The organism is Hymenobacter humi (assembly GCF_042665855.1).
Taxonomy (GTDB): Bacteria; Bacteroidota; Bacteroidia; order Cytophagales; family Hymenobacteraceae; genus Hymenobacter; species Hymenobacter humi.
Map to the genome: position 1 here is coordinate 1,703,982 of NZ_JBHTEK010000001.1, position 23,592 is coordinate 1,727,573.

At 61.5% G+C, this 23,592-nt stretch carries 23 protein-coding genes and 1 pseudogene; 16 read left to right on the forward strand and 8 right to left on the reverse strand.

Annotation, left to right across the window (positions count from 1 at the left end; all coding sequences use genetic code 11):
* Window positions 1-394 precede the first annotated feature (394 nt).
* From ACFQT0_RS09685 to ACFQT0_RS09705, 4 genes are all read left to right on the forward strand, one after another.
* Window positions 395-2,275: a gamma-glutamyltransferase family protein gene (locus tag ACFQT0_RS09685; protein WP_380202305.1), complete on the forward strand. Its 1,881-nt coding sequence runs from the start codon at window positions 395-397 to the stop codon at window positions 2,273-2,275.
* A 603-nt stretch (window positions 2,276-2,878) separates the two neighbouring features.
* Complete coding sequence (locus ACFQT0_RS09690; protein WP_380202307.1) at window positions 2,879-3,031, forward strand: NAD(P)-binding protein; 153 nt, start codon at window positions 2,879-2,881, stop codon at window positions 3,029-3,031.
* A gap of 44 nt (window positions 3,032-3,075) precedes the next feature.
* Window positions 3,076-4,020, forward strand: coding sequence for an FAD-dependent oxidoreductase (locus ACFQT0_RS31615; RefSeq protein ID WP_449272057.1), 945 nt, complete (start codon window positions 3,076-3,078; stop codon window positions 4,018-4,020).
* 247 nt (window positions 4,021-4,267) lie between these two features.
* Entirely contained in the window at window positions 4,268-4,633 is a 366-nt protein-coding gene (locus ACFQT0_RS09705; RefSeq protein ID WP_380202309.1) for a cupin domain-containing protein, read from the forward strand.
* A 4-nt stretch (window positions 4,634-4,637) separates the two neighbouring features.
* Here ACFQT0_RS09705 and ACFQT0_RS09710 read toward each other — a convergent pair whose 3' ends face one another.
* Window positions 4,638-4,808, reverse strand: a complete 171-nt coding sequence (locus ACFQT0_RS09710; RefSeq protein ID WP_380202311.1) for a hypothetical protein — start codon at window positions 4,806-4,808, stop codon at window positions 4,638-4,640.
* A gap of 442 nt (window positions 4,809-5,250) precedes the next feature.
* Between ACFQT0_RS09710 and ACFQT0_RS09715 the strand changes: the two genes are divergently transcribed.
* The 4 genes from ACFQT0_RS09715 (at window position 5,251) to ACFQT0_RS09730 (ending at window position 8,682) form a co-directional block, all read left to right on the forward strand.
* On the forward strand, window positions 5,251-5,406 hold the full coding sequence (locus ACFQT0_RS09715; RefSeq protein ID WP_380202313.1) for a hypothetical protein: 156 nt from the start codon (window positions 5,251-5,253) through the stop codon (window positions 5,404-5,406).
* 886 nt (window positions 5,407-6,292) lie between these two features.
* Window positions 6,293-7,618: an SBBP repeat-containing protein gene (locus tag ACFQT0_RS09720; protein ID WP_380202315.1), complete on the forward strand. Its 1,326-nt coding sequence runs from the start codon at window positions 6,293-6,295 to the stop codon at window positions 7,616-7,618.
* Between the two features lie 72 nt (window positions 7,619-7,690).
* Entirely contained in the window at window positions 7,691-7,900 is a 210-nt protein-coding gene (locus ACFQT0_RS09725; RefSeq protein ID WP_380205964.1) for a cadherin-like domain-containing protein, read from the forward strand.
* The gene (locus tag ACFQT0_RS09730; RefSeq protein ID WP_380202317.1) at window positions 7,897-8,682 is read left to right on the forward strand and encodes a T9SS type A sorting domain-containing protein; all 786 of its coding nucleotides are present in this window, start codon (window positions 7,897-7,899) and stop codon (window positions 8,680-8,682) included. The genes ACFQT0_RS09725 and ACFQT0_RS09730 overlap by 4 nt, the downstream gene beginning before the upstream one ends.
* Before the next feature lie 302 nt (window positions 8,683-8,984).
* Here ACFQT0_RS09730 and ACFQT0_RS09735 read toward each other — a convergent pair whose 3' ends face one another.
* Both ACFQT0_RS09735 and ACFQT0_RS09740 read right to left on the reverse strand, forming a co-directional pair.
* Window positions 8,985-10,322: a sensor histidine kinase gene (locus tag ACFQT0_RS09735; protein ID WP_380202319.1), complete on the reverse strand. Its 1,338-nt coding sequence runs from the start codon at window positions 10,320-10,322 to the stop codon at window positions 8,985-8,987.
* Window positions 10,323-10,326: 4 nt separating this feature from the next.
* A pseudogene (locus ACFQT0_RS09740) lies at window positions 10,327-11,701 on the reverse strand (sigma-54-dependent transcriptional regulator).
* Between the two features lie 512 nt (window positions 11,702-12,213).
* Here ACFQT0_RS09740 and ACFQT0_RS09745 point away from each other — a divergent pair.
* The 6 genes from ACFQT0_RS09745 (at window position 12,214) to ACFQT0_RS09770 (ending at window position 16,891) form a co-directional block, all read left to right on the forward strand.
* Entirely contained in the window at window positions 12,214-12,648 is a 435-nt protein-coding gene (locus ACFQT0_RS09745; RefSeq protein ID WP_380202321.1) for a hypothetical protein, read from the forward strand.
* Between the two features lie 108 nt (window positions 12,649-12,756).
* Window positions 12,757-13,428, forward strand: coding sequence for an efflux RND transporter periplasmic adaptor subunit (locus ACFQT0_RS09750; protein WP_380202323.1), 672 nt, complete (start codon window positions 12,757-12,759; stop codon window positions 13,426-13,428).
* Window positions 13,429-13,729: 301 nt separating this feature from the next.
* Window positions 13,730-14,419, forward strand: coding sequence for an ABC transporter ATP-binding protein (locus tag ACFQT0_RS09755; protein ID WP_380202325.1), 690 nt, complete (start codon window positions 13,730-13,732; stop codon window positions 14,417-14,419).
* Window positions 14,420-14,464: 45 nt separating this feature from the next.
* Entirely contained in the window at window positions 14,465-16,111 is a 1,647-nt protein-coding gene (locus ACFQT0_RS09760) for an ABC transporter permease (RefSeq protein ID WP_380202327.1), read from the forward strand.
* Window positions 16,056-16,286, forward strand: a complete 231-nt coding sequence (locus ACFQT0_RS09765; RefSeq protein ID WP_380202329.1) for an ABC transporter permease — start codon at window positions 16,056-16,058, stop codon at window positions 16,284-16,286. Before ACFQT0_RS09760 ends, ACFQT0_RS09765 begins: the two co-directional genes overlap by 56 nt.
* A complete protein-coding gene (locus ACFQT0_RS09770) occupies window positions 16,262-16,891 on the forward strand; it encodes an ABC transporter permease (RefSeq protein ID WP_380202331.1) in 630 nt (209 codons plus the stop codon). Before ACFQT0_RS09765 ends, ACFQT0_RS09770 begins: the two co-directional genes overlap by 25 nt.
* Window positions 16,892-17,028: 137 nt before the next feature.
* Here the strand turns inward: ACFQT0_RS09770 and ACFQT0_RS09775 are convergent, their stop codons facing one another.
* From ACFQT0_RS09775 to ACFQT0_RS09795, 5 genes are read right to left on the reverse strand one after another with little or no spacing between them, the layout of a single operon-like run.
* The gene (locus tag ACFQT0_RS09775) at window positions 17,029-17,709 is read right to left on the reverse strand and encodes a hypothetical protein (RefSeq protein WP_380202333.1); all 681 of its coding nucleotides are present in this window, start codon (window positions 17,707-17,709) and stop codon (window positions 17,029-17,031) included.
* Entirely contained in the window at window positions 17,690-18,898 is a 1,209-nt protein-coding gene (locus tag ACFQT0_RS09780; protein ID WP_380202335.1) for a M1 family aminopeptidase, read from the reverse strand. The genes ACFQT0_RS09775 and ACFQT0_RS09780 overlap by 20 nt, the downstream gene beginning before the upstream one ends.
* Entirely contained in the window at window positions 18,817-20,010 is a 1,194-nt protein-coding gene (locus tag ACFQT0_RS09785; protein WP_380202337.1) for a hypothetical protein, read from the reverse strand. Before ACFQT0_RS09785 ends, ACFQT0_RS09780 begins: the two co-directional genes overlap by 82 nt.
* Before the next feature lie 11 nt (window positions 20,011-20,021).
* Window positions 20,022-20,648, reverse strand: coding sequence for a hypothetical protein (locus tag ACFQT0_RS09790; protein WP_380202339.1), 627 nt, complete (start codon window positions 20,646-20,648; stop codon window positions 20,022-20,024).
* The gene (locus tag ACFQT0_RS09795) at window positions 20,645-21,559 is read right to left on the reverse strand and encodes an ABC transporter ATP-binding protein (protein WP_380205965.1); all 915 of its coding nucleotides are present in this window, start codon (window positions 21,557-21,559) and stop codon (window positions 20,645-20,647) included. The genes ACFQT0_RS09790 and ACFQT0_RS09795 overlap by 4 nt, the downstream gene beginning before the upstream one ends.
* Before the next feature lie 580 nt (window positions 21,560-22,139).
* On the opposite strand from ACFQT0_RS09795, the gene ACFQT0_RS09800 reads away from it, so the two are divergent.
* Window positions 22,140-22,865, forward strand: coding sequence for a sensor histidine kinase (locus tag ACFQT0_RS09800; RefSeq protein WP_380202341.1), 726 nt, complete (start codon window positions 22,140-22,142; stop codon window positions 22,863-22,865).
* Window positions 22,834-23,559: a LytR/AlgR family response regulator transcription factor gene (locus ACFQT0_RS09805; RefSeq protein ID WP_380202343.1), complete on the forward strand. Its 726-nt coding sequence runs from the start codon at window positions 22,834-22,836 to the stop codon at window positions 23,557-23,559. The genes ACFQT0_RS09800 and ACFQT0_RS09805 overlap by 32 nt, the downstream gene beginning before the upstream one ends.
* Window positions 23,560-23,592 lie beyond the last annotated feature (33 nt).

Sequence of the window (23,592 nt, forward strand, 5' to 3'; positions counted from 1 at the left end):
CCGTGCCTTTGGCATCGGACGTGGCAGTGAGCAGTTCCCGGCTCAATCCATCAGGAATCGTGAGCGTGCTACCCGGGGTTGCTCCGGTGATGGTAGTGGTGCCCCGGGCGGGGTTGGGCAGTGCGGCGAATAGGGCTGCAAACCCGCGGGCCCGTAACAGCGAAGAAGCAGCAGGTATGTTGGTCGACACCGAACTTTATCGCGACCACCCGGCGGTTGAGCGCACAAATTTCGGGCCCGACCGTTTCAAAACCAGCCGGTACGCGTTGAAACGAACGTCGAACAAGTGGCCGGCCTTTCATTTTCTGGCTTTTGTCGTCTTATTGCTCCGTACAATACCCCCAGCGATGAAGTGCTGAACACCCTCTCCTTTCCCTTCACCAACGTTCATGTTATGAAACTTCTCTATGTACTTCTGGCTCAACTGGTCTTTTCGTTGCCCGCTATAGCCCAACAGACCCAGAAACCACCGTTGCACGGCAAGCACTGGATGGCGATAACCGGCAAACCCCTGGCGGCGACGGCCGGGGCCATGACGTTTCAAAAAGGCGGCAACGCGGTGGACGCGGCCTGCGCCATGCTGGCCGCTACCTGCACCATGTGGGATGTGTTGAGCTGGGGCGGGGAAACCCAGGCGCTTATCTATAACCCGAAAACCAAAAAGGTAATCGCCATCAATGCCATGGGCGTGGCGCCGACGGGGGCCACGGCCAAGTTCTTCAAAGACAAGGGCTACAATTTCCCGCCGGAGAACGGCCCGTTGGCCGCCACCACGCCCGGCACCCCAGGTGGCCTGATGCACATGCTGGCCAACTACGGCACCCTGAGCCTGGAGCAGGTGCTGGCCCCGGCCCTGGAAATGGCCGCCGGCTACCCCATCGAAGCACAGACGGCCAACAGCATCGAGAAAAACAAAGCACTGCTAAAACAATGGCCGTACAGCAAAAAACTGTTTCTGACGCACCCCGGCCAGCCCCGCGAAGCGCCCGAGGCCGGTGAAATCTTTGTGCAGCAAGACCTGCTGCAAACGCTGACCAAACTGGTAGACGCAGAAAAAGCAGCCCTCAAGCAAGGTAAAAGTCGAAAAGAGGCCATTATGGCCGCCTACGACCGGTTTTATACCGGCGACATTGCCCAGGAATTTGTCCGCGGCTCGAAGGAGCAGGGCGGCCTGATTACTATGCAAGACCTGGCCCGTTGGAAACCCCTGGAAGAGGAGCCGCTCACGGTCAACTACAAAGGCATCGACGTGTACAAATTGCAGCAGTGGACCCAGGGACCCGCCATGCTGCAGGGGCTCAACATTCTGGAAAACTTCGACCTGAAGGCCATGGGCTACAACAGCTCCAAGTACATTCATACGGTGTACCAGGCCATGAACCTCTCGTTTGCCGACCGCGACTTCTACTACGGCGATTCCCATGCCGCCCCCGAAGAACCCATCAAAGGGCTGCTCAGCAAAGCCTACGCCAGGCAGCGGGCCCGCCTGATTCAATACCAGAAAAACGACCCCCGCATTGGCCCCGGCGACCCCTACCCGTTTGAAGGCAGGAAAAACCCGTACCTGAAGCTGCTCAAAGCCCGGGGGTATGAGATGGATACCACCAAACGAAACTTCGCCCCCAAGCACGACGTGGGCAACCACTCGGCCCCCGCCGAGTACCAGGACCGCCTGTGGCGGGGCACCACCACCATGGAAGCCGCCGACCAGGAAGGCTGGGTGGTGTCGGTTACGCCCAGCGGCGGGTGGCTGCCGGCCTGTATTGCCGGCAACACCGGGGTGGGCATGAGCCAGCGCATGCAAAGCTTTGTGCTGGACCCCACCCTGAACCCGTTCAACGTGGTGGCCCCCGGCAAACGGCCCCGCGTGACCTTAACGCCCTCCATGGCGCTGAAAGACGGCAAGCCCTTTCTGTCGTTTGCCGTGCAGGGCGGCGACACCCAGGACCAGAACCTGCTGCAGTTTTTCCTGAACGTGGTGGAGTTTGGCATGACCGTGCAGCAAGCCTCCGAGGCCGCCAACTTCAATACCAACCAGCTATGGCTCTCGCTGGGCGGCTCCAAAACCGACGACCGCAAACCCAAACCCGGCCAGATTCTGCTCAACAAAAGCACCCCGGAACAGGTGCGGGAAGAGCTTAAAAAGCTGGGCTACACCTTAAGCTTCGAAGACCGCACCAGCGGCCCCATCAATGCCATTTACTTTGACTGGAAACACGGCAGCCTCTGGGGCGGCTCCAGCAACCACGGCGAAGATTACGGCATTGGCTGGTAGGAGAAGGAGGCAGCAGCGGTTCAGGAAGTCCCTATAAAACACGTTGGAACGGCCTGCTTCATCCGGCGTCCGCTGGTCGAAGCAGGAGACCCGTCAGGCGGATTCCTAAACGGCTTCAGGAACAATCCAACCCTCGTTTGCCTGTCCTGCCGTGGCGGTTGCAGAACCCGGTGGGCAACGCCAAAACGCCCTCCAATCGCTATTTTAAGCGGGTCAAAGGTCGGTTTAGCCGCCTCACCCGCTCAGTTCGGCCCGTAGAAAACAAACCTATAATGGCGCGCCGGGTTCTGCAACAGCCACGCTCCTTTAGTTGAGCCACGCCAGCCTGCTACTTGCCCAAAGCTGCTGCTTGACCTTTAAGCGTCTCCTTAGCTTTTTGCAGAAATGGCCGTCCTGTCGTCTAAGCTAACCGAGATGTCTTCTGGGCCCTCGTTGCCATGCGGGTTGGGCACGAAGGCAGTTTCGAGGGGCCGGGTTCCCGGTGCAGCCGGTCACTACGCCCGTCCCGACGTATTGGGGCCCAGCGGGCCGCGGTAATTTCGGCCCGGCTTTTTCCCTGCCTATGACCCAAGCCCTTTCGTTTTTGCTTCCAGCACCTCGGCGGTGCTGGTCGTAGGGGCCGGGCTGGCCGGCCTCACCGCCGCGCGGGTCCTGCGGGCTGCGGGCGTGCCGGTGCTGGTCCTGGAAGCCCGCGAACGGGTCGGGGGCGTACGTGGGCCATCCCGGCCCTGGCGGAGAAAGGGGAAGACAGCCTAGTCGACCTGGGCGCTACCTGGGGCTGGCTCCACCACCCGCACCTGGTGCAGTTGCTCAACGAGCTGGGCATCCGCCCGTTTGTGCAGCCCAGTGCCGGGGCCACTGCCTACCAGACGCCGCAAGGCGTGCACCGGCTGCCCCATCCGTCAGGCTCGGCGGGCTACCTGCGCTTCGCCGGCGGCGCGGCGGTGCTGTGCCAGACCCTGGCCGAACAGCTGCCGGCCGAGTGCCTGCACCTCAACACCCGCGTCACGCAGCTCCGCCGGCTGCCCCACGGCGAGGGCATCGAGGTGCACGCGGCGCAGGGCGACACCACGCGCACCTACCGCGCCGCCGCGGTGGTGCTGGCGCTGCCGCCGCGGCTGGTGGCCCACCGCCTGGCTTTCGAGCCCGCGCTGCCCGCCTCCCTGCTGGAAACGTTGCGCGCAGTGCCCACGTGGATGAGCCACGCCATGAAAAGCGTGGTGGTATACCCCGAGCCGTTCTGGCGGGCACACGGCTGGTCGGGCTTTGCCGTCAGCCGCCTGGGGCCGCTGACGGAGATTCACGATGCCTCACCCTCGAGTTCCACGCCCGGCGTGCTGTTCGGATTCTTCGCCGCGCCGCACCCGCTGCGCGCTGCCCCTCGCGGCGCGGCAGGCGGCGGTGCTCGCCCAGCTCCGCAACCTGTTCGGCCAGCAAGCCGGCACCCCGCTGGCCTACCACGAGTGGGACTGGGCCCGGGACCCGCTTACCAGCGTGCCGGGCGACGAGCAGCCGCCTGCATCGGTGCCCCTGCAGGGCCCGGCGCTCCTGCGGCAGCCCGCGTGGGCGGGCACCCTCTACTGGGCCGGGGCCGAAACTTCTACCAGCGAATGGGGCCGGCTCGACGGGGCTGTGGAATCGGGCCGCCACGCCGCGGCACTCGTGCTGCGGCAGTTGGCGGGAGACGCGTAGCTATGCCAGGGCCGAGCTCGGCTGCCGGCCCTTCGGCCCACACCGAGCGGTAGGGGTGCGTGCGTGCGCGCCGGGCCCTTGAATTTGGCTGCACCAGGCTCGCCACGAGGGCTTGGCCGGTGCCCTCGCTGCCCCCAGTATTGAGCACGTGCTGGCTGGTCAGGTTTATCAGGTCCTGTTTACGTTCCGTCCTAATCCACGCGGGGCCCGGGGTAAGCAACGAATCTTCCACAGACAGAAGCCTCTCTTTACGCCCTTTTACAAACCGCTGGACGAACCCGGCTTTTATTTCTTACTCCCATGACTCCTACGCCCATTACCCTGACCGATAAGTTCGCGCAGTTTCAGGACCTGTGGAACCCCCGCATCATCGGCGAGTTGAACGACCAGCACATCAAGATTGCCAAAGTCAATGGCGCGTTTATCTGGCACAGCCACGCCGAGGAGGACGAGCTGTTTATGGTAGTGGAGGGCAAGCTGCTGATGGACTTCCGGGACCGCACCGAGGAGGTACACCCCGGGCAGCTGCTGGTGGTGCCGCGCGGCACCGATCACCGGCCCCGCACCGAAGGCGAAACCTGGATTCTGATGATAGAACCCAAAACCACCCTCAATACCGGCAACGTGGAAAGCGAGCGGACGCGCCGGGACCTGGAGGTGTTGTAGGGGCTTACCGGGTGCCCGCGGCCTTGATGAACAGGACCCGCTTGTAGCCGTCCTCGTCCCAGGTCTCTTGAAAATACACTTCCCGCTTCAGGGCGTGCGCAAGGGCAGGCCAGGGCACCGCGGCCTGCACGGTGGCGGCGAAGGGTTGCAAGCTCAAGGCGTCAGTGCCGTTCATCTTGTGGCCGCACCGGACTGCTGCTGACGAAGGAGAAAGTCAGCGGGCATCAGTAGCAAGCCAGGCAACGCAACGTAACCCTCGTTTCCTTTTTCCACCATTTGGTTGAACCAGTGGGCAGACGCTTCCTTTCGCTTCGGGTGATTCAGTGCCCTCGCCGCCCCGCCGTTGGCCAGAGCGGCTCCAAGTGAGGGAATACCCTTCTTGTTGCTCGAGACCTCTATGAAACACGTGCTGCGTCTCTTCCTGTTGCTGATGGCGTGCGCCATGACCGCGGTTTTTTGAAAATGGCGCTGCTCCTGGGTTCGCCGCTCGGAGTGTGGCAGGGCTGGATGCACCTTTCCATCCGGAATAAGCTGCTGCTGCTGCTGTCCCTGCCCCTCTACGAGTTGTGGGGCTCGGCGCCCTGCTCGGGACCGGGCAATGTGCCGCCTGGCAATGGATGGGGTACGTGCGGTCGGCGAGCCTGTACGCCCACCATGCGAACGGGACGGCTGCCAGGCCCTGGTATTCGTGGATGGAGTGGCCCCAGGACGTGGTCCTGCTGGGCATTTACACCCTCACCGGAATAGTGGGCGCCGGGTTGTATTACTGCTGAGACCTGGCGCGTTCCCGCCCCGGGCCATGGCCGAATGCCAGGCCAGTGTAAGTAAACGCTCGTGGTTGTGGCAGTGGCTGGCCGAGGATAGCATGCGCGCAGCACGCGGCAAAGACACCGGACAAAATACGCTGCTGCGCCTGCCAATTCGGTGTAGTACCGCGCCATCGATTAAAAAGCCCAGGGAAAAGGTCCGACTGGCAGAAAGAGCTTTTTCCCGGATGGTTCTAATGCACAGGAGCTAGGGGATGTACGTTGAGCCAAAGCCCGTGCATTGTCCCGCTGGTCTTGGCGAACCGGCCTGACTCACGCGGTTGCCAAATAATGTGGCGCCCCAATGCCAGTTCGGCTCCTGAAAACAGACCGTAAAAAGGCGAAGTAATCATAATCATTTTTAGTTTTTATTTCACTATTTATATGCTAAATTCGAGCCTAAGCGTATAGTTAAATTCTTGCAGTCGCAAGCTGGTCCGTAAACACGTCTTACCGAGGGCTTGGCGCCGGGGCGCCGGGAACCCTCTTGGGATGGTGCATACGGGGGTGGTTGTTATTAATTTACCTTCCTTCTATCCGAGCCCATGAACAGAATTTTTACCCAATATCTGCTGCTGGCCGGGGCCCTCGCGCTGCTAGGCTCGCCCGTCCTGGCTCAACAACTGGCCGGCCCGCGCCCGGTGCAGGCTGGGGCCACCAAAATGGCACGGCTGGAACAGCCAAGCCGGTATCCCGCGCGAACCCTGAGTGCGGACTTATTCGCGAGGGCAGCTTCCCCGCGAGGCTCCAGCCCCCGGCTTTCGCCCCTTCGGTCCCGGCTTCGCTGTCTCCGGCCTCGCGAACGCAATCGCAGCAACTGGGCACGGCGGCGGACGAAGTCACCCAGGAGTGGGTGGCCCGGTATACTACCGAGGCAGGCCCCCGGATGTTCAGCATCGCCACCGCCCGGGCAGTGGCCGTCGACGGGGCGGGCAACGTGTACGTGACCGGTATTACCTACGTGGGCAGCCAGATGCCGCCGGACTGGCTGACCGTTAAGTACTCGCCCAGCGGGGCCCAACAGTGGGTGGCGCGCTACAACGGCCCCGCCAACGGGCCCGATGAAGCCCAGGCCCTGGCCGTCGACGCGACGGGCAACGTGTACGTGACGGGCTATTCCAATGGACTAGGAACCAGCTCGGACTACACCACGGTCAAGTACTCCACCGACGGGCAGCGGCTGTGGGAAGCCCGCTACAACGGCCCGGCCAACGGCAACGACCGAGCCGAAGATGTAGCGCTCGACTCGGCAGGCAACGTGTACGTGACGGGCTATTCAACCGGGGCAGTGGCGGGCTATACAACCCTGAAATATGCGCCCAGCGGGCAACAGCTGTGGGTGGCGCGCTACGACCGGCCGGGGCAGAGCGGCAGCTTTGCCGAAGCCCTGGCCGTGGACGCCGCCGGCAACGTGGCGGTCACCGGCTACTCGTACGGCGACGACCGCAGCTCGGGCGCCGATTACGCCACGGTGAAGTACTCCACCGAGGGACAGCAGCTGTGGGAGGCCATCTACAACGGGCCGGGCAACGACTTTGACCAGGCCCAGGGCGTGGCGATGGATGCCGCCGGCAACGTGTTCGTGACGGGGTTCGTGCTCGGGCCGGAGCTGCGCACCGCCGACTACGCCACCCTGAAGTATTCGCCTACCGGCCGCCTGCTGTGGACCGCCCTGTACAACGGGCCGGGCAACGGCGACGACACGGCCCGGGACCTGGCCGTGGACGCCGCCGGCAACGTCCTGGTCACCGGGGTGTCCCAGGGGAGCAGCCTGCAGTCGGACTACGCCACCCTGAAGTACGCGCCCGATGGGCAGCCGCTTTGGGAGGCCCGCTACGACGGGCCGGGCCACGGCGACGATATGGCGAATGCTCTGGCTCTCGACGCCGCGGGCAACGCTTACGTCACAGGCAGTTCCGGTGGCAACAGCGGCACCTTCGTCGATTACGCCACCGTGAAGTATTCGCCCGCCGGCCAGCAGCTGTGGGTGGCGCGCTACGATGGCCCCATTAAAAGGAAGACGGGGCCAGTGCGCTGGCCCTGGATGTGCGGGGCAACGTCTACGTCACGGGTAATTCCGCCGGCTCCAGCGCTACCGGCTCCAGCCAGGACTACGCCACCGTTAAATACGCGCAGTCGGGGGTGGCCGAGCCCGCCCCGGAGTGCAACCGTACCGTAAACCAGCCCGTGGCCGGCCCCGACCGCCTGGCGGTGAGCGCGGGCCCGCTAACCTTTACGGCAGCCCAGGCTGCTGGCCAACGACCGGGACCCGCTGGGCCGGGCGCTGCAGGTGGCCAGCGTGGGCCAGCCCAGCGCCGGCTCGCTGGTGCGCAACACGGACGGCACTTTTACCTACACCCCGTGGCCCGGCTTTGTAGGCACGGCCACCTTCACCTACCTGATTCAGGAAGCCGGGCCCGTGCTGGCCTCCCCGTCACCGGGCATTACTACGAGTTTGTGAGTGCCCCCGGCCTGTGCTGGACCGAGGCGAAGGCTGCGGCTGCGGCTCGGCGCTACCAGGGCATGGCCGGCTACCTGGCCACCATCACGTTAGAAGGCGAAAAGGACTTCCTCGTGGGCCGGGCACAGGGCCAGTACTGGTTCGGGGCGGCCGATACGGGCGTGGAGGGCGAGTGGCGCTGGCAGACCGGCCCCGAGGCGGGCCAGCTGTTCTGGCGCGGCGGCCCCGCCGGTGCCGGCTCAGCGTACGCCAACTGGTTGCCCGGCGAGCCCAACGATTACCAAAACGAGTGGCGCCCCCAAGGGGAGGACTACGCCCAGCTCTACGGCAACTCGGGGCTGTGGAACGACGTGGACGACTGCAACCCCGGCGGCAGCACCGCCGGCTACGTGGTCGAGTACGGAGGGCTGGAGCCCTGCCTGCCGGTGCTCTACTCCCTCGGCACGGTTACCGTAGAGGTTGGGCCGGCTGCCGCCCAGGCACGGCGGGCCTCTTCGTCGATGAGCGCCAGCGTGGCCGGGCAAACCCAGCTGCAGGCCTGGCCCAACCCCAGCACTGGGCAGTTCCGGGTACGGGTCCTGGCCGGCCTCTCCGGCCCGGCCCGGCTGGACTTGTTCGACTTGCAGGGCCGGCGGGTGCGCTCGCTGTTCACCGGCAGCCTGCAAGCCGGCGAGCCGCGCGAAGTGCCCGTGGACGCGCAGGAGCTAAGCGCGGGCCTCTACCTGCTGCGGCTGCAGAGTGGCCAACAGGTGCAGCACCTGCGCCTGCTGGTTCAGAAGTAAGGCGCAGCGAAAGCCGCTGGTTGGCCTAACGTAAAAAAGCTGGCAAACGAATTCTAATCATTCACCGGCTGTTGTTTTTCGCAGACGCTTGCTTCTTTCGGATGGCCGAGGGCGCGCCCTGCTGTTCTACCTGGTGGGTGAGCCAGTCCCCGATTATGGTCAGTTCCGCCGGGGAGAACGTTTCCTATTAGACCACCGCATTTCAGTATACTTTTAAAAAATCCCACTGGGAGACCTGCGCCAAAAGCACTCGCCTGCAAGCCCCGTCTGGTGCGGAAAAAGGGCTTTACAAACGTGCTGCGCTACATTTCCAGCCGAAACATGGTGCCTTGCCCCGGCGCGGTTTGTACCTTAATACTACCGCCGTGCAGGTGCATAATCTGCTTGGCCAGGCTGAGGCCGATGCCAGTGCCGCCGCGCCGGGTGGTGAAAAAGGGAATAAAGATGCTGTCCAGCACCTCGGCCGGAATGCCGGTGCCGTTGTCGATGACCTCGATGGCCACGCGGCCCGGCTCGGGTTCGGTGGCCCGCAGCTCAATTCTGGGGTGCGGGCGCTGCTCTACGGCGTAGGCTGCGTTGAGCACCAGGTTGATAAGGACCTGCTCGAGCAGGTGGGCGTCGGCTTGCAGGCACAGGTCCGGCGGCTCTGCCGAGGCCAGCAGCTCAATGCCTTGGGCTTCCAGCTGCGTGCTCATCAGGCGGCAAATGCTGGCGAACAGCTCCTGCACAAGCACGGGCGCAAGCACCGGAGCACTGATGGTGCTGAAGTCGCGGTACACCTGCGAAAACCGAAGCAGGCCTTCGCTGCGGGTTTGGATGATGCCGATGCCCTCCACCACATCGGCCAGCAGGTCGCGTTCGGGTGGCGGCAGGGCGGCGCTCTGCTCGAGCTCCCGGCGCAGGTCGCGCCGCAGCGTATCGGCCAGTGATGCAATGGGCGCCACGGAGTTCATGATTTCGTGGGTCATCACGCGCAGCAGCTTTTGCCAGGCCTCCGTCTCATTTTCCTCCAGGGCATGGCTCACGTTTTTGAGTGCCACCAGCGTGAACTCACGCCCCTGCAGCCGGAAGGTGGTGGCTGAAAGCAGCAGCTGCATGGTTTTTTGGCCCACCGTCAGCTTTACCACCGTGGACGCGCCGGGCTCCAGCTGACTGATGGCATCGTAAAGCACCGGCAGGCGCTTTTCCAGTGTGGATAGGCGCTTGAGGTAGGGCAGCTCCAGCGTGCGCTTAAACGACTCGTTGATGGACTCTACCTGCCCGGCGGCGTCGTAGGAAATAATGCCCGTGTCAATGAGCTGCAGCACGGTTTGCAGGTAGGTGAACTGGGCTTCGCGCTCGGCGCTGAGCTGCCGGAAGGTGGCGCTGAGCTGATTGAACACGGCATGCAGCGGCCGCAGGGCCCGGTTGGGGTGGGCCTCGTTGTAGAGCTGCGAAAAGTCGCGGTACTGCACAGCGAGCAGGAAATCGGCCAGGGCCCGGCTGCCGCGCGTGACGTGCCGGCCCAGCTCCCACACGGCCGCCGCCAGCAGCAGCACGGCCAGTGCCAGCAGCCCGTACCTGCCGTGCTCCAGCGCCCGCTCGGCCCCGTAGAGGAGGCCAAACAGCCCAAGCAGCCGCCACGCGATGCCGGGTTCCAAGCGACTAAAGGTCATGTTTTTCTAGCCGGCGGTACAGGGCCGTGCGCGTTAGCCCAAGCTCCTTGGCGGCCTTGGTGATGTTGCCGTGGTGGCGCTCAATCACGCGCATGATGGTGGTTTTCTCCACTTCGCTCAGCTGCAGCGGGCCTTCCGGTGCCGCAGGCGTGGCCGGGGCGGCAGCTGCCTCCATGGCCGAAAAGTGGAAATCCTGGGGGCGCAGCACCGGGCCCTCGGCCAGGATAACGGCCCGCTCCACGGTGTGCTGCAGCTCGCGCACGTTGCCGGGCCAGGCGTGCTGCTGCAGCTTGTGCAGGGTGGCCGGCTCAAAGTCGGGCATGGGCTTGCGGTTGCGGGCGGCGTAGAGGCCGGCAAAGTGGCGGGCCAGCAGCACCACGTCGTCGCCGCGCGCCCGTAGGGGCGGCAGCGTGATTTCCACGGTATTGAGCCGATAAATAAGGTCTTTGCGAAAGCGCTGCTGGGCGGCCAGGCTCGTAGAGTGGGGCATTGGTGGCCGAAATCAGGCGGATGTCGATGGGCACGGGCGCGTTGCTGCCCACCGGAATCACCTCGCGGTTTTGCAGGGCCGTGAGCAGCTTGGCCTGTTGGGCCAGCGAGATGTTGCCGATTTCATCCAGAAACAACGTGCCGCCCGAAGCCGCCGCAAACCGCCCCACCCGGTCTTCGCGGGCATCGGTGAAGGCGCCTTTCTTGTGGCCAAACAGCTCACTTTCGAAAATGCCTTCGCTCATGGCCGCCAGGTCGGCCGTCACGAAGGGCTTTGCCGCCCGGAAGGACTTTTGGTGCAGTGCTTTGGCCACCAGCTCCTTACCGGTGCCGTTTTCGCCCAGCAGCAGCACGTTGGCCTCGGTGGGGGCCACTTTCTCTATTTTATGAAACACCTCCTGCATGGCCTCCGATTCGCCCAGCAGCGAAAACTCGGCGAAGGAAGCCGGGCGCCGCACGGCCGGGGTGGCAGCGGGTTTGCCGGCTTCGCTGGGCTCGAGCGCGGCGGCCAGGGTTTCGAGCAACTGGGCGTTGTGCCAGGGTTTCACGATGAAGTCGGTAGCGCCGGCTTTGAGTGAGCGCACGGCCGTGCCGATTTCGCCGTGCGCCGTTATCATAATCACCGTGGCGGTGGGGTCCTTCTCCCGAATGCGCCCCAGCCAGTACAGGCCTTCGTTGCCGGTGCCCAGAGTGCTTTTGTAGTTCATGTCGAGGAAAATGGCGTCGAAGCGCTGCTTGGCCAGCAGGGAAAGCAGCACCTCGGGGTTCTTCTCCGTCACCACATCCTGCACCTCGGGCTTGAGCAGCATGCGCACGGCAAACAACACGTCCGTGTCGTCGTCCACCACCAAAACACGTGCTTTCTTGAGAATCATGAATTCAGTAAAACTAATTGAATTGAGGCCCGAACCCATTGCGGACGCAAAGCACGCATTCTTGGAGCGGTTTCGGCATTTACACGTCAGACGGTAGCGCGACCTGTAGCGCGGACTGTGTAGTCCGCGTCCCCGCGCCGTTGGGTGGCTGTCGTTCGGGTTTCCGTCGGGGACGCGGACTACACAGTCCGCGCTACAGGTCGTGCTACAATGGAACGGCTCTAGCCAGAATTGTACTAGTTTCTGAAAAGCCGCTTCTGAGCTTCTGGCAGCAGCTTTTGGCTCAACCCACGCGTGCCAGTGTATCATAAGCGGACGGCGAGTGTATCAAAAGCGTACGATTTTGGGTGTTGAAATAAAGGCTATGATTTTAATGAATTTATAATCAATAAGTTACTCAATTGGCATCGTTCTTCGTGTGCAGCGGCAGGAGCCTATTACTAAGGCAACACAAACGCTGCCAAGCACATGGATGTACTGATTGAAAAAAGACCTGGACCCCGACGCGGCTCGTGCTGCTGGCGGCGCTGGTGCTGCTGGTGGCGGCGGTAGCGGCCAGCCTGCTGTCCTCGGCCGGGCCGGATACGCTGAATGTCGACCCGGAGCGGCTGACCATCAGCCCGGTCACGCGGGGGCCGTTTCAGGAGTTTGTGCCGGTTGATGGGGTGGTGATGCCCATCAAAACCATTTACCTCGACGCGCCCGAGGGCGGCACGGTGCAGCGCATTTTGGTGGAAGACGGGGCTACGCTCACGGCCGGACAGCCCATCATTCAGCTGGCTAATACGGACCTGCAGCTGGAAATGGTGAACCGCGAAACGGCGGTGTTCGACCTGATGAACAACCTGCACAACACCCGCAACCTGCTCCAGCAAAACCGCATTCAGCAGCTCAACCAGCAGGCCGACATCGACAACCAGCCTGCGCGAAGCCAAGCGCGTGTATGACCTGAACAAAACCCTGTACGAGCAGAAAGTAATAGCCCGGCAAGAGTACCAGCAAACCAAGAATGCCTACGAGTACCAGTGCGCCGGCGGCAGCTCAGCCGCAAGGCCTTGAACCAGGATTCGCTGGCCATGCGCGAGCAAATCAACCAGATGCAGCAGTCGGTGACGCGCATGCAAAGCAACCTGGCCCTGATGCGCCGCAAGCTGGAGGACCTCACCATCAAGGCGCCTGCGGCGGGTCGCATCACCTCGCTCGATGCCGAAATCGGGGAGCTGAAAACCCGGGGCCAGCGCATCGGCCAGCTCGACATGCTCACCGGCCTGAAAGTGCGCGCCACTCTCGACCAGTACTACATCTCGCGCATCTTCCCCGGCCAGAAAGGCGAGGTGACCGTGAACGACAAGTCTTACCAGCTGAGTGTGAAAAAGATATTCACCCAGGTAACCAAGGGTGTGCAGGTCGACATGGAGTTTGTGGGGGTCGCCCCGCCCGACCTGCGCCGCGGCCAAACCCTGCCGGTGCGCCTGGCCCTGAGCGACCCCACCGTGGCCGTGCGGGTGCCCCGCGGCGGCTTCAACCAGCGAACCGGCGGCAACTGGATTTTCAAGCTGAGCGAAGACGGCACCAAAGCCTACAAAACCGACATCCGCCTGGGCCGCCAAAACCCGGACTATTTCGAAGTGCTCGAAGGCCTCAAGCCCGGCGACCGGGTCATCACCTCGAGCTACGAAGGCTACGAAAAGATGGGCGAGCTGGAGCTAAAAACGAAGGCCCAATAGCCTCTAAGCCACATAAGAATTGAGCTAAAACTGAACACGCATTGAGCTAAAAAGAACCGTCAAGAATTGAGCTAAAATTGAACGTCATGCTGAGCGCAGTCGAAGCATCTCTACCACGAGAGTAAATCAATGGTGAGTGCTTTGGCTTCGCTGCAACGAAGCGGTAGAGATGCTTCGACTGCGCTCAGCATGACGTTCTGCTAAACGCCGCTTTGCTGTTTCGATTACCGAAAAATACCACACCGCTTTTCTCACCTTCTGCAAAAAGTACCTATCCACTCACCCCGCACCCCTTACTCCGATGATTAAAATCGAAAACCTCGAAAAGATTTACCGCACGGAAGAAGTGCAGACCAAAGCCCTCAATGACGTGTCGATGGCCGTGAGCGAAGGCGAGTTTGTGGCCATCATGGGGCCTTCGGGCTGCGGCAAGTCCACGCTGCTCAACATCCTGGGCCTGCTCGATGAGCCCGATGCCGGCAGCTTCACGTTTGCGGGCACCGAAGTAGCCCACGCGCCCGAGCGCCGCCGGGCCGAGCTGCGCAAAAAGCACATCGGCTTCGTGTTCCAGAGCTTCAACCTGATTGACGAACTCACCGTGGCCGAAAACGTGGAGCTGCCCCTGATATACCTGGGCGTGGGCGCGGCCGAGCGCAAGGACAAAGTGAATAAGGTGCTGGAAAAGATGCAGATAATGCACCGCCGCAACCACTTCCCGCAGCAGCTCTCGGGCGGGCAGCAGCAGCGCGTGGCCGTGGCCCGCGCCGTGGTAAACGGCCCCCGCCTGATACTGGCCGACGAACCCACCGGCAACCTCGACTCCAGCAACGGCAACGAGGTAATGGAGCTGCTCACCGAGCTCAACGAGGCGGGCACCACCATTGTCATGGTCACGCACTCGGAGCACGACGCCCGGTATGCCCACCGCGTGGTGCGCCTGCTTGACGGGCAGGTGGTGCTCGAAAACCTGCACCCGGCCTTTACGGCCTAACCCCATCCTTCCCGCCTTTTTTCTGCGCGCTTGCCGCCTCTTGCCATGTTTAAGAACTATTTCCTCGTTGCCTACCGGAACCTCATCCGGCACAAGGGCTTTTCCTTTCTCAACATTGCCGGCCTGGCGTTGGGCCTCACGGCCTGCCTGCTGATTGGGCTGTTTGTGTACGACGAGCTGCAGTTCGACAAGTTCGTGCCCGACGGCGAGCGGGTGTACCGCGTGTACACCGAGCAAGCGAATAAGGAACTGCCGGACACCTACGCCCCGGTGTCGCCCGCGTACGCCACCACGCTCAAGCAGGAGTTTCCCGAAGTGGAGCAGACGCTGCGCATTCTGATGCAGTCGACCACCAACCTGCTGGAAGTGGGCGACAAGAAAATCTACGTCGAAGACGGGCAGATTGTGGACTCGACCTTTTTTGGGGTGTTTCCGCTGGCGTTCAAGTACGGCTCGGCCGCCGGGGCGCTGGATGCGCCCACGTCCATTGTCTTGGGGGAGGACGTGGCCAGGAGCTTTTTCGGCAACGAAAACCCCGTGGGCAAAGCGATAAAAATGAACAAGTCGCCCTTCGTGGTGAAAGGGGTGCTGCGCAACGACTTGTCGAAGTTCCACCTGAAAATCAATTACCTCATCCCGCTCGCGGCGGCGCAGCTGCCGGCCACGCGCATGAAGAACTGGGGGTGGCACCAGTTTTTCACCTACGTAAAGCTGCGCCCCGGCGCCGATGCCGCCCAAACCCAGGCCAAGCTGCAGCGCTACATGGTGGAAAAGGTAAAGCCGGCGCTGAAGGACGAGCAGATGGAAGACAAGCCGTTTTTGCAGCCCTTGCACGCCATCCACTTGTATTCGTCCACTTTCAAGTACGATTTGACGGTGAAGGGCAACATCACCTACGTGAAGGCCCTGAGTTTCATCGCCGGGTTTATTCTACTAATCGCCGGGTTCAACTTCGTGAATTTGTCCACGGCCAAGTCCATGCAGCGGGCCAAGGAAGTGGGCATCCGCAAAACCATCGGGGCCAGCCGCCAGCAGGCGATGGGGCAGTTTCTGAGCGAAACGGTGCTGCTCACGCTGGTGAGCGTGGTGCTGGCCGTGGTGCTCACGGCGCTGCTGCTGCCGTCGCTGAATGCGTTTACGGGCAAAACCATGACGTTTGACTTGCTCCGCAACCCCGCGCTGCTGGGCATGCTGGTGGCCCTCACGCTGGTGGTGGGCCTGGTGGCGGGCTTCTACCCGGCGCTGGTGCTCTCGAGCTTTCAGCCGGTGAAGGTGCTGAAAAGCGCCGTGGTCACGGACGGCATTTTTGGGCGGGTGCAATGGCTGCGCCACGGGCTGATAGTGGTGCAGTTTGCGCTATCCGTGTTCCTCATCATCTGCGCCATTGTGGTGTTTCGGCAGGTTAACTATCTGCACAACAAAGACCTGGGCTTCAACCGCGACCAAATCATGTTCTTCCCCATGCGCGGCGACAACATGACCAAGCACTACGATGCCTTCAAAAACGAGCCTGGCCCAGGTGCCCGGCGTGGCATCGGTGAGCATCGGCTACGGCTTTCCGGGCGACCAGGTGGCCGGCGACGGCATCATGGTGCCCACCAACGGCGAGATGAAAGAGCATCCGTCTACGCAGCTGATGGTGGACTTCGACTACATCAAAACCCTGGGCCTGCAGCTGGTGGCGGGCCGTGATTTTTCGAAAGAGCAGACCACCGACAAAGACCACGCCTTCATCCTCAACGAAACGGCCGTGAAGGAATTCGGCTTCGGCACGCCGCAGCAAGCGCTCGGAAAAAAGTGCAATGGAAGGTCTGGAGCGACCGGAACCCCGATTCGCTCAAAGTGGGGCAGATTATCGGTGTGGTGAAAGACTTCCACTACAAGAGCCTCTACGACAAGCTGGAACCGGCCGTGCTGCAGATATTCCCGGGCGCCTACTGGAAAGTGGCCGTGAAGCTCAAGGGCGAAAACCTCGGAACCTCCGTGGACGGGGTGAAGCAGGTGTGGGCCAAATTCAGCCCCGAGAGCCCCATCGAGTACAAGTTCCTGGACCAGAACTTCGACGACATGTACAAGGCCGAAGACAAGCTCAAGTCCTTGCTCTGGCTGTTCACGGGCATCGCCATTTTCGTGGGCTGCCTGGGGCTGTTTGGCCTGGCCACCTACGCGGCCGAGCGCCGCAAAAAGGAAATCGGCATCCGGAAAGTGCTGGGTGCGAGCGTGGGCAACATCGTGTCGCTCCTGTCGAAGGAGTTTATGGTGCTGGTGCTGGTGGCGGCCGTCATTGCCTTCCCCGCTGCCTGGCTGGCCATGAATGCCTGGCTGCAGGACTTTGCCTACCGCATCGACATGCCGCTATGGGCCTTCCTGGCCGCCGGGTTTATTGCGGCCGTAGTGGCTTTTCTCACGGTGGGCTACCAGGCCGTGCGGGCCGCAACGGTGAATCCCGTGAACAACCTGCGGGCCAACTGACGCCCCCAGGCAACCCTGCCGCTTCTTTCGGCCAAGGTCATTGGCACTCTTTCAGTGCCAAGCTACATTCCCATGAAAACGCAGCTATTTCTGCTGTGCCTTTTCGGCACGACCGGCCCCCAATCTCTCGTCAAGACCTAATCTTTTGTCTTCACCACTTGGTCATTGTCTTGCAACTTCCAGTCAATTAATAAATGACGTGGGTCAATATTAACGTTAGCAGGTCTGCCAGGTACGGTCAACACGATAGTCTGCTGGCCGGATTTGATAAGGTGCTTTTGCCGATAAAGCTGCTTGCCGACCTCCTTTCCCTTATCGGCGGAGGCGTAGATGCCGATTTCCACCCAGTCCTTCATCGGTAGTTTGGTCTCGGTGCCGGCGCTATCCACTGCCAGCTTGCTGGCCTGCAGGGTGAGCGTCACCTGCCAGGTGCCTCCGTTGAGCTGTTTGGCGGTGGCGGTTTCCGTCGCGAGTTCCCAAAAGGTGTTGGCCTGGAACAGGTCGTGCAGCAGCGGTTGGAGCGAGTCCGGCGTGGCCGTCTGCAGCTCCTTGTAGAGGTCCAGCGAAGTGGCGAAGGGAGTTGTCCCGGGGCGGTGCTTGGCCAGCAAATTCCGGAGCGCCCCGTTGAGGCGGTCCCGGCCGATGTATTGGCTCAGCGCGTACAGCGCGAAGGGGCCTTTGCGGTAGTTCTGGTAAAAGTCGTCGGCCTGCAGCAGTGGCTTGGCGGCGCGGGTGCGCGGGGTTTCGTTCTCCTCCCGCAGGAAACTCAGCAGTGCCTGCAGGTGCTCCGGACCGTATTCATCCTCGATTACACCCATGGCCGAGTACCACGCCAGGCTTTCGGTTATCAGGCCGGCTCCCTCTACATAGGCTTGCTTGAGCCTGGTTGCCCCACCATTGGTGCGCCACCTCGTGTGCCACCACGGCCGTCACCAGGTCAAAGCCCCGCTTATCATCCTTCGGGTTGAGCAGGAAAAAGCCCTCCTCCGCCGTAATGTTGATGGGTGCGGCGTGGTGCCCGAAGGCGTAACTGGCATGGGCCACAAAGCGGAGCTGCCGGTGCGGGTAGGGCCCAAACTGCCTGGTGTAGTGGTCCAGCGACGCCTGGGCGCTCCGGACCATCCGCGCAGGGTTCTCCGTCATCCCCGGGGGATAGTAAATCTGGATGGCAACGTCCTGCCCCGGGCCGGCCGATGGGTTGCGCCATTTGCTTTCCTGCACCGCGTAGCTGGCCGAGAACAAGGCATATTCGTTGCGGATGGGCGCATCTGTGGCGTAGTGGAAGTAGCGGCGGCCGCCCTTGGTCCAGGTGCGGCGCAGGGTGCCCGGTGCCACCACCGTCTGGCCCGTATCCGTGCCCACGATGGCCTCCAAGCGGATTTGCTCGGGAAATGGGGCATAGCGACGGGCCGCCACGTCGTAGAGCGAGGAGGTGGCGGGCCGAGGGGTCAGGCCGTGCGCTTTCCGAGCGCCGGCCTCGTCCAGTTCCCGGTACGGTTCGTACCCGATGACGGGAAGCCATTCCATATTCCGGAAGCTGGTGCCGTTAGCCAGCACTTGCGCGTCGGCTCCGTTGTTGGAAAATCCCTGCGCTTTGTACGTTACTAGAAAACGTAGGCGCAGCGAATCGCCAGGGGAGAGGGGCTGCGCCAGGGTGTAAATGCGGTGGCCATGCTCCTCATCCACGAGCACTGCTTTGGCTGGCTGGTTGAAGTTGACTGCGGTTGTTTCAACGCCCGCGCCCGTAGCCAGCTGAACCGAGTCTATTGCAACCTGATTGTTATTCACCAGCAGGTAGGTGCCCTGTATCTCCACCGCTCCCCGCTTAGGGTAGATTTCCACCTGCAGATTTACCCCGGTTAGCTGGGGCTGGGGTACGTTCAGGTACCGGCGGTAGCGCTGCTCGTAGGCAGCGCGCTGAGCTGTTATTTCAGAGGCGGATAGGTAGTCATGCAGCACGTTGGTGTTGTAGAAGATGAACCCGCCCGACAAAAGGATGCCGGCCACAGCCACTGCCGAAACCAGGACGCTGGAACGCGTGAAGCGCCGGCGGGCCGCCGGAGCCGCGCCGCAAAACTGCCCTCCCGGCCCCGGACCCAGAACAGCCGCGCTACCACCGCCAGTAACAGCGCCCAGGCCACCCAGTACCCTTTAAACCACAGCCAGGCGCCAAGCGACGAGCCAAAACCAGCCATGTCGGTATAGGTCCACCGCGGACTGGAGCCGAAAATGAGGAGCTTATGCTCAATGCCCAGGGTAGGCGCAAAGGCGATAAAGCCATAGGCTACCAGCGCTACCAGATGCCCCACGAATTTCTGATTCACCAGCACATGCACCAACAGGGCCAGCAGGGCGAAAAGCAGGCAGTCCACCAATTGCAGTCCGAAGAGGATTTGCAGGTACAGCTCAATTTCAGGAGTAGCACCACCGATGGCCACTTGCGCCACCATTCCGGCCGTCATCAGGAAGGTCAGCCACACCACCAGCACCAGGCTCAGCGCCAGAAACCGGCTCCCGAAAAGCACCCATTCCGGGACCGGCGCGGCGTTGGCAATTTCGCTCAATCCAGCTTCCCGCTCCCGCCAGACCAGCTCACCGGCGTAGAAAATGGTGAGTAGGGCGATGAGTATCCAAAAACGCTCCGGCTGCGCCAGGGACCCGGTCAGATAATCCAGGACAAAGTCAGTTCGGGGCAGCAAGGGCATGCCTCGGCCCTTCAGATTGCCGGGCACGGTCGCGCCCACCAGCAGGGCCAGGACGGCCAGCAGGGGCAGCCCGGCTTTGCTTTTGGCAAGCTGCACAAACGATTCCCAGGTGAGGAGGCGCAACTGGCGCAGTTGGGTGACCCATCCATAGGTTCCCTTAGCCTGCGGCAGCGCTTCCCCGGTTCCCCAGTTCAGCTTCTCCCAGGCCGCCACCGCTGCGGGTAGCTGTCTAGCCGACTGCTGTTTTTGGCCGGTTTCGGGCAGCACGAACTGAAACCGCAAGTAGGTAAACGCCAGCAGGCCCAGCGAAATGCCGAACCACAGGAGGCGGTTGGCGAGAAAGGAGCCCTCCAGCAGCACAAAACGCGTGCTTTTCTCCTGCGGGCTCCAGTCAACGGACAGATGGCTCAGCACCGGGCCAAAACTCATCGGGTCGGCCAGATTCCCCCATTCTCCCCTTTTTCCAGCAGCGGCCATATCGTGTAGGCCGCCGCGAACAGGACCGCGCCAACCAGATAACTGGCCAGGGCCCGGCGGCTGAGCGCCGCCGCCGAAAATTGCATGGCCGTCGCGAAAAAAGCGTTGGGCAGCGCGATAAAGAAAAAGGTGGTCAGGTAGGGCGCCACCCGGAACGGACCCAGAATCTCGGCTTCTACCCCGGCAAAGTGCATGGCCAGCAGCATACCCACCGGGATGGCGAGCAGCTGGAAGGCGCTGAGGGCAAAGGAGGCCAGGTACCGCCCGCCCAGGTAGGCGGCTTTGCTGGCGGGGGCCGCGTAGGTGAGCAAATGCATGCGGGTCTGCACATCGCGGGCCGCCGCCTCGCCCGCCACGGAGGCGCCTATCACCAGCCAAAACACGCAGCAAATAACCGTGACGGCGGCCATGACGATGGGCGCATTCAGTAAAATGTACCCGTCCCGCGCATCGGAGGCATAGTTGGCAATGACAACCAGAAAAGTGATGAGTAAGATGACCCCGAAGTAGAGCCAGGTAGCAACCTGGCGCAGCTGGTAGCTGAATTCCAGCGCAAAAATCCGCTGGAATTTCATAGCGTTATCCCCTCCGCTTTTGGCTGCTGACTAACCGCGTCGAAGCAGCCCGTCATGGCACTGAAATAGACATCTTCCAGGTCCGGTTCCACCGGCTCAAACCCGTTGCCGGGCAGGTCCGGGCTGTACACGTGCACCATGGTGCGGCCACTGAGCAGTTTGGCCGAAATAACCTGGTGCTGCTGCTCCAACGCCGGCAGGGCAGTTTTATCGGTCAGTTTGCGCCAGATGCGGCCTTTGAGCGCAGCCACGGCCTCCAGGGGCTGCGCCTCCAGCAGGATTTGGCCCTGGTTGATGATGGCCATGTTGGTGCACAGCTCCGAGACATCTTCCACGATGTGCGTGGAGAGGATGACCACGCTGTTTTCCCCTAATTCGCTTAGCAGGTTGAGGAAGCGCACGCGCTCGGCGGGGTCCAGGCCGGCGGTGGGCTCATCCACAATGAGCAGGGTGGGGTTGCCCAGCAGCGCCACCGCCACGCCAAAGCGCTGGCGCATGCCGCCGGAGTAGCCGCCCAGCTTCTGCTTGCGCTTGTCCCAGAGGTTGGTTTGCCGGAGCAAGGCCTCGGTGGTGGCTCGGCGCTCCGCCCGGTTGGTAATGCCTTTGAGCACCGCGAAGTAGTCCAGCAGTTCCTCCGCGCTGGCTTTGGGGTACACGCCGAACTCCTGGGGCAGGTAGCCCAGCGTCTGCCGCACGGCTTCCTTCTGGTTCACCACATCGATGTCTCCCAAGAATATTTGCCCGGCATCGGGTTCCTGCAGCGTGGCCAGCGTGCGCATGAGGGTGGACTTGCCCGCGCCGTTCGGGCCCAGCAGGCCATACATGCCCGGAGGAATATCCAGTGATACATTATCCAATGCCTGCACGCCATTTGCATACCGTTTGGAAACATTGCGGATGGCCAGACCCAACAGGTGCTTTTCCATTTTATCTTGATTTGCTTCGGTGAATCGTTTAGAATGAGGGAAGTGAAGCACCTTGGCCGATGCTGGCTTTCTCTATTGTGGCACGAAGCAATGGCTACCGGCCCGCATAGCGAAAACCGATATGCTGATGCGGGGAAGTAATCTACCAAGTTGGTCTTTGCTTCCGCCAAAGCACTGGCAGGCTCCTTTTCCCCTCCCGTAGATTAGCCTTCCCAGCTGGTCGAAACGCGGGCGCGGGCCACCGCCTACAACCCCACCTTTGTGTTATGGAGCGCGTCAAAAAAATCTTCTGGCTGATTCACTTGTCCGTCTGGGCCTTGTTCACCTTGATGGTCGTCTTGCAACTCAAGAGTGACACCGATGCCTACTGGCGGAGTACCGCGGCAGGATTCATGGCCACCTGTCTGTATGTTTTCTACATCCATTTCTACCTACTGACTCAGTATTCCGGTAGGAGAAAAGGAAGAGGATACTGGCTCCGGCTGGGGGAATTGCATTGAGCGGGCCGTTGCCCTTTTTGCTTTTCCACCAGAAGCCGTTCGATGTTGGGTTTTATTCGATGTACTTGGTCACGACCGTACCCATCTTTCTCTTCCTGAGTTGGCTGGCCCGAGTCACCGAGACGCTGGTACTGAATACCATCCGGAAAGAGCAGCTGGAGAAGCAGGCCGTGGAGGCAGAACTCACCAACCTGAAGTCGCAGATTAACCCGCACTTCCTGTTCAATACCCTCAACAACATCCATACGCTGGTGTACAAGCAGGCCCCGGCCGCCCCGGAGGCCGTCATGCACCTGGCCTCGTTGATGCGCTACATGATTTATGAGTCCAATGCGGCCACGGTGCCGCTGGCCCGGGAGATGGACTATTTGCAAGATTACGTGAGTTTGCAGCAGCTTCGCTACAAGAACAGCCCGGTGGTGGACCTGCAGATAGCAGGGGAGACCGAAGCCTGCTACATTGCTCCCTTGCTGTTCATCCACCTGCTGGAAAATGCCTACAAACACAGCCCCGCCCGCCTGGAACCCGGCGACCTGAAGGTGCGGGTGCAGGTAAAAGAAGATACCCTCGCTTTCAGCGTACAGAACCCCATTGCCAAAAAGGCGGCTAATCCGCTGGAAGAACCCGGGGGCATCGGCTTGCCCAATGTCCGGAAAAGGCTGTCTTTGTTATACCCTGACCAGCACACGCTGACCATTCAGGACAAGGGCGACACCTTTACGATCCTACTCACCATCCACGGCCTTCACGTCCCGACTCATGAAAGACAAGCTCACCTGCTACATCATTGAGGACGAGCACCTGGCCCAGGAAATACTGGAAGAATACATCCGGAAAGTCTCTTTCCTGGAGTTGAAAGGAACCTTCGAGAGTCCCCTGGAGGCTGCCGCTCATTTGGCGGCGGACCAACCCGACCTGCTGTTTCTGGACATCAACATGCCGGACCTGGACGGGCTCAGTTTCATCCCGATGCTCAGCCCCAAGCCCATGATTATCCTGACCACTGCCTACGACCAGTACGCGCTGAAGGCGTATGACCTGGAGGTGAAGGACTACTTGTTAAAACCCTTTACGTTCGAGCGGTTTTATAAAGGCGTGTTACGCCTGTACCAGGAACAAAGCCCCCGACAGGCCGTGGAGAAAAGGGAAGTAAAAGCGGAAACGAAGCTGGAGCAGGAGCATATTTTTCTCAAGGTGGGCCACCGCATCCAGAAAGTAGCGACCCGCGACATTCTCTTTGTGGAGGGGATGAAAGACTATCTGCGGATTCATACTACCGAAGAGAAGATTATGACGCTGCTCAGCTTTGCCAAATTGGAAGAGCTGCTGCCCGTCCAGGATTTTGTCCGCGTGCACCGGTCCTTCCTGGTCGCTATTCACAAAATTGACCACATCGAGAAAAACCGGATTCAAATTGCCGACCAAATCATCCCCATCAGTGATACCTATGCCGAAGCTTTTTATAAAATGCTGAAGGGGTTTTGAGTAGGGCGAGTTTCTTTGTCCTCCCCTTACAGC

Bases quoted from the DNA above. Each gene is read 5' to 3' on its own strand.
- ACFQT0_RS09685 (WP_380202305.1), top strand. From the start codon at position 395: ATGAAACTTCTCTATGTACTTCTGGCTCAACTGGTCTTTTCGTTGCCC.
- ACFQT0_RS09705 (WP_380202309.1), top strand. From the start codon at position 4,268: ATGACTCCTACGCCCATTACCCTGACCGATAAGTTCGCGCAGTTTCAG.
- ACFQT0_RS09710 (WP_380202311.1), bottom strand. From the start codon at position 4,808: ATGAACGGCACTGACGCCTTGAGCTTGCAACCCTTCGCCGCCACCGTG.
- ACFQT0_RS09715 (WP_380202313.1), top strand. From the start codon at position 5,251: ATGGGGTACGTGCGGTCGGCGAGCCTGTACGCCCACCATGCGAACGGG.
- ACFQT0_RS09755 (WP_380202325.1), top strand. From the start codon at position 13,730: ATGATTAAAATCGAAAACCTCGAAAAGATTTACCGCACGGAAGAAGTG.
- ACFQT0_RS09760 (WP_380202327.1), top strand. From the start codon at position 14,465: ATGTTTAAGAACTATTTCCTCGTTGCCTACCGGAACCTCATCCGGCAC.
- ACFQT0_RS09765 (WP_380202329.1), top strand. From the start codon at position 16,056: ATGGTGGACTTCGACTACATCAAAACCCTGGGCCTGCAGCTGGTGGCG.
- ACFQT0_RS09775 (WP_380202333.1), bottom strand. From the start codon at position 17,709: ATGGGTGTAATCGAGGATGAATACGGTCCGGAGCACCTGCAGGCACTG.
- ACFQT0_RS09790 (WP_380202339.1), bottom strand. From the start codon at position 20,648: ATGAAATTCCAGCGGATTTTTGCGCTGGAATTCAGCTACCAGCTGCGC.
- ACFQT0_RS09805 (WP_380202343.1), top strand. From the start codon at position 22,834: ATGAAAGACAAGCTCACCTGCTACATCATTGAGGACGAGCACCTGGCC.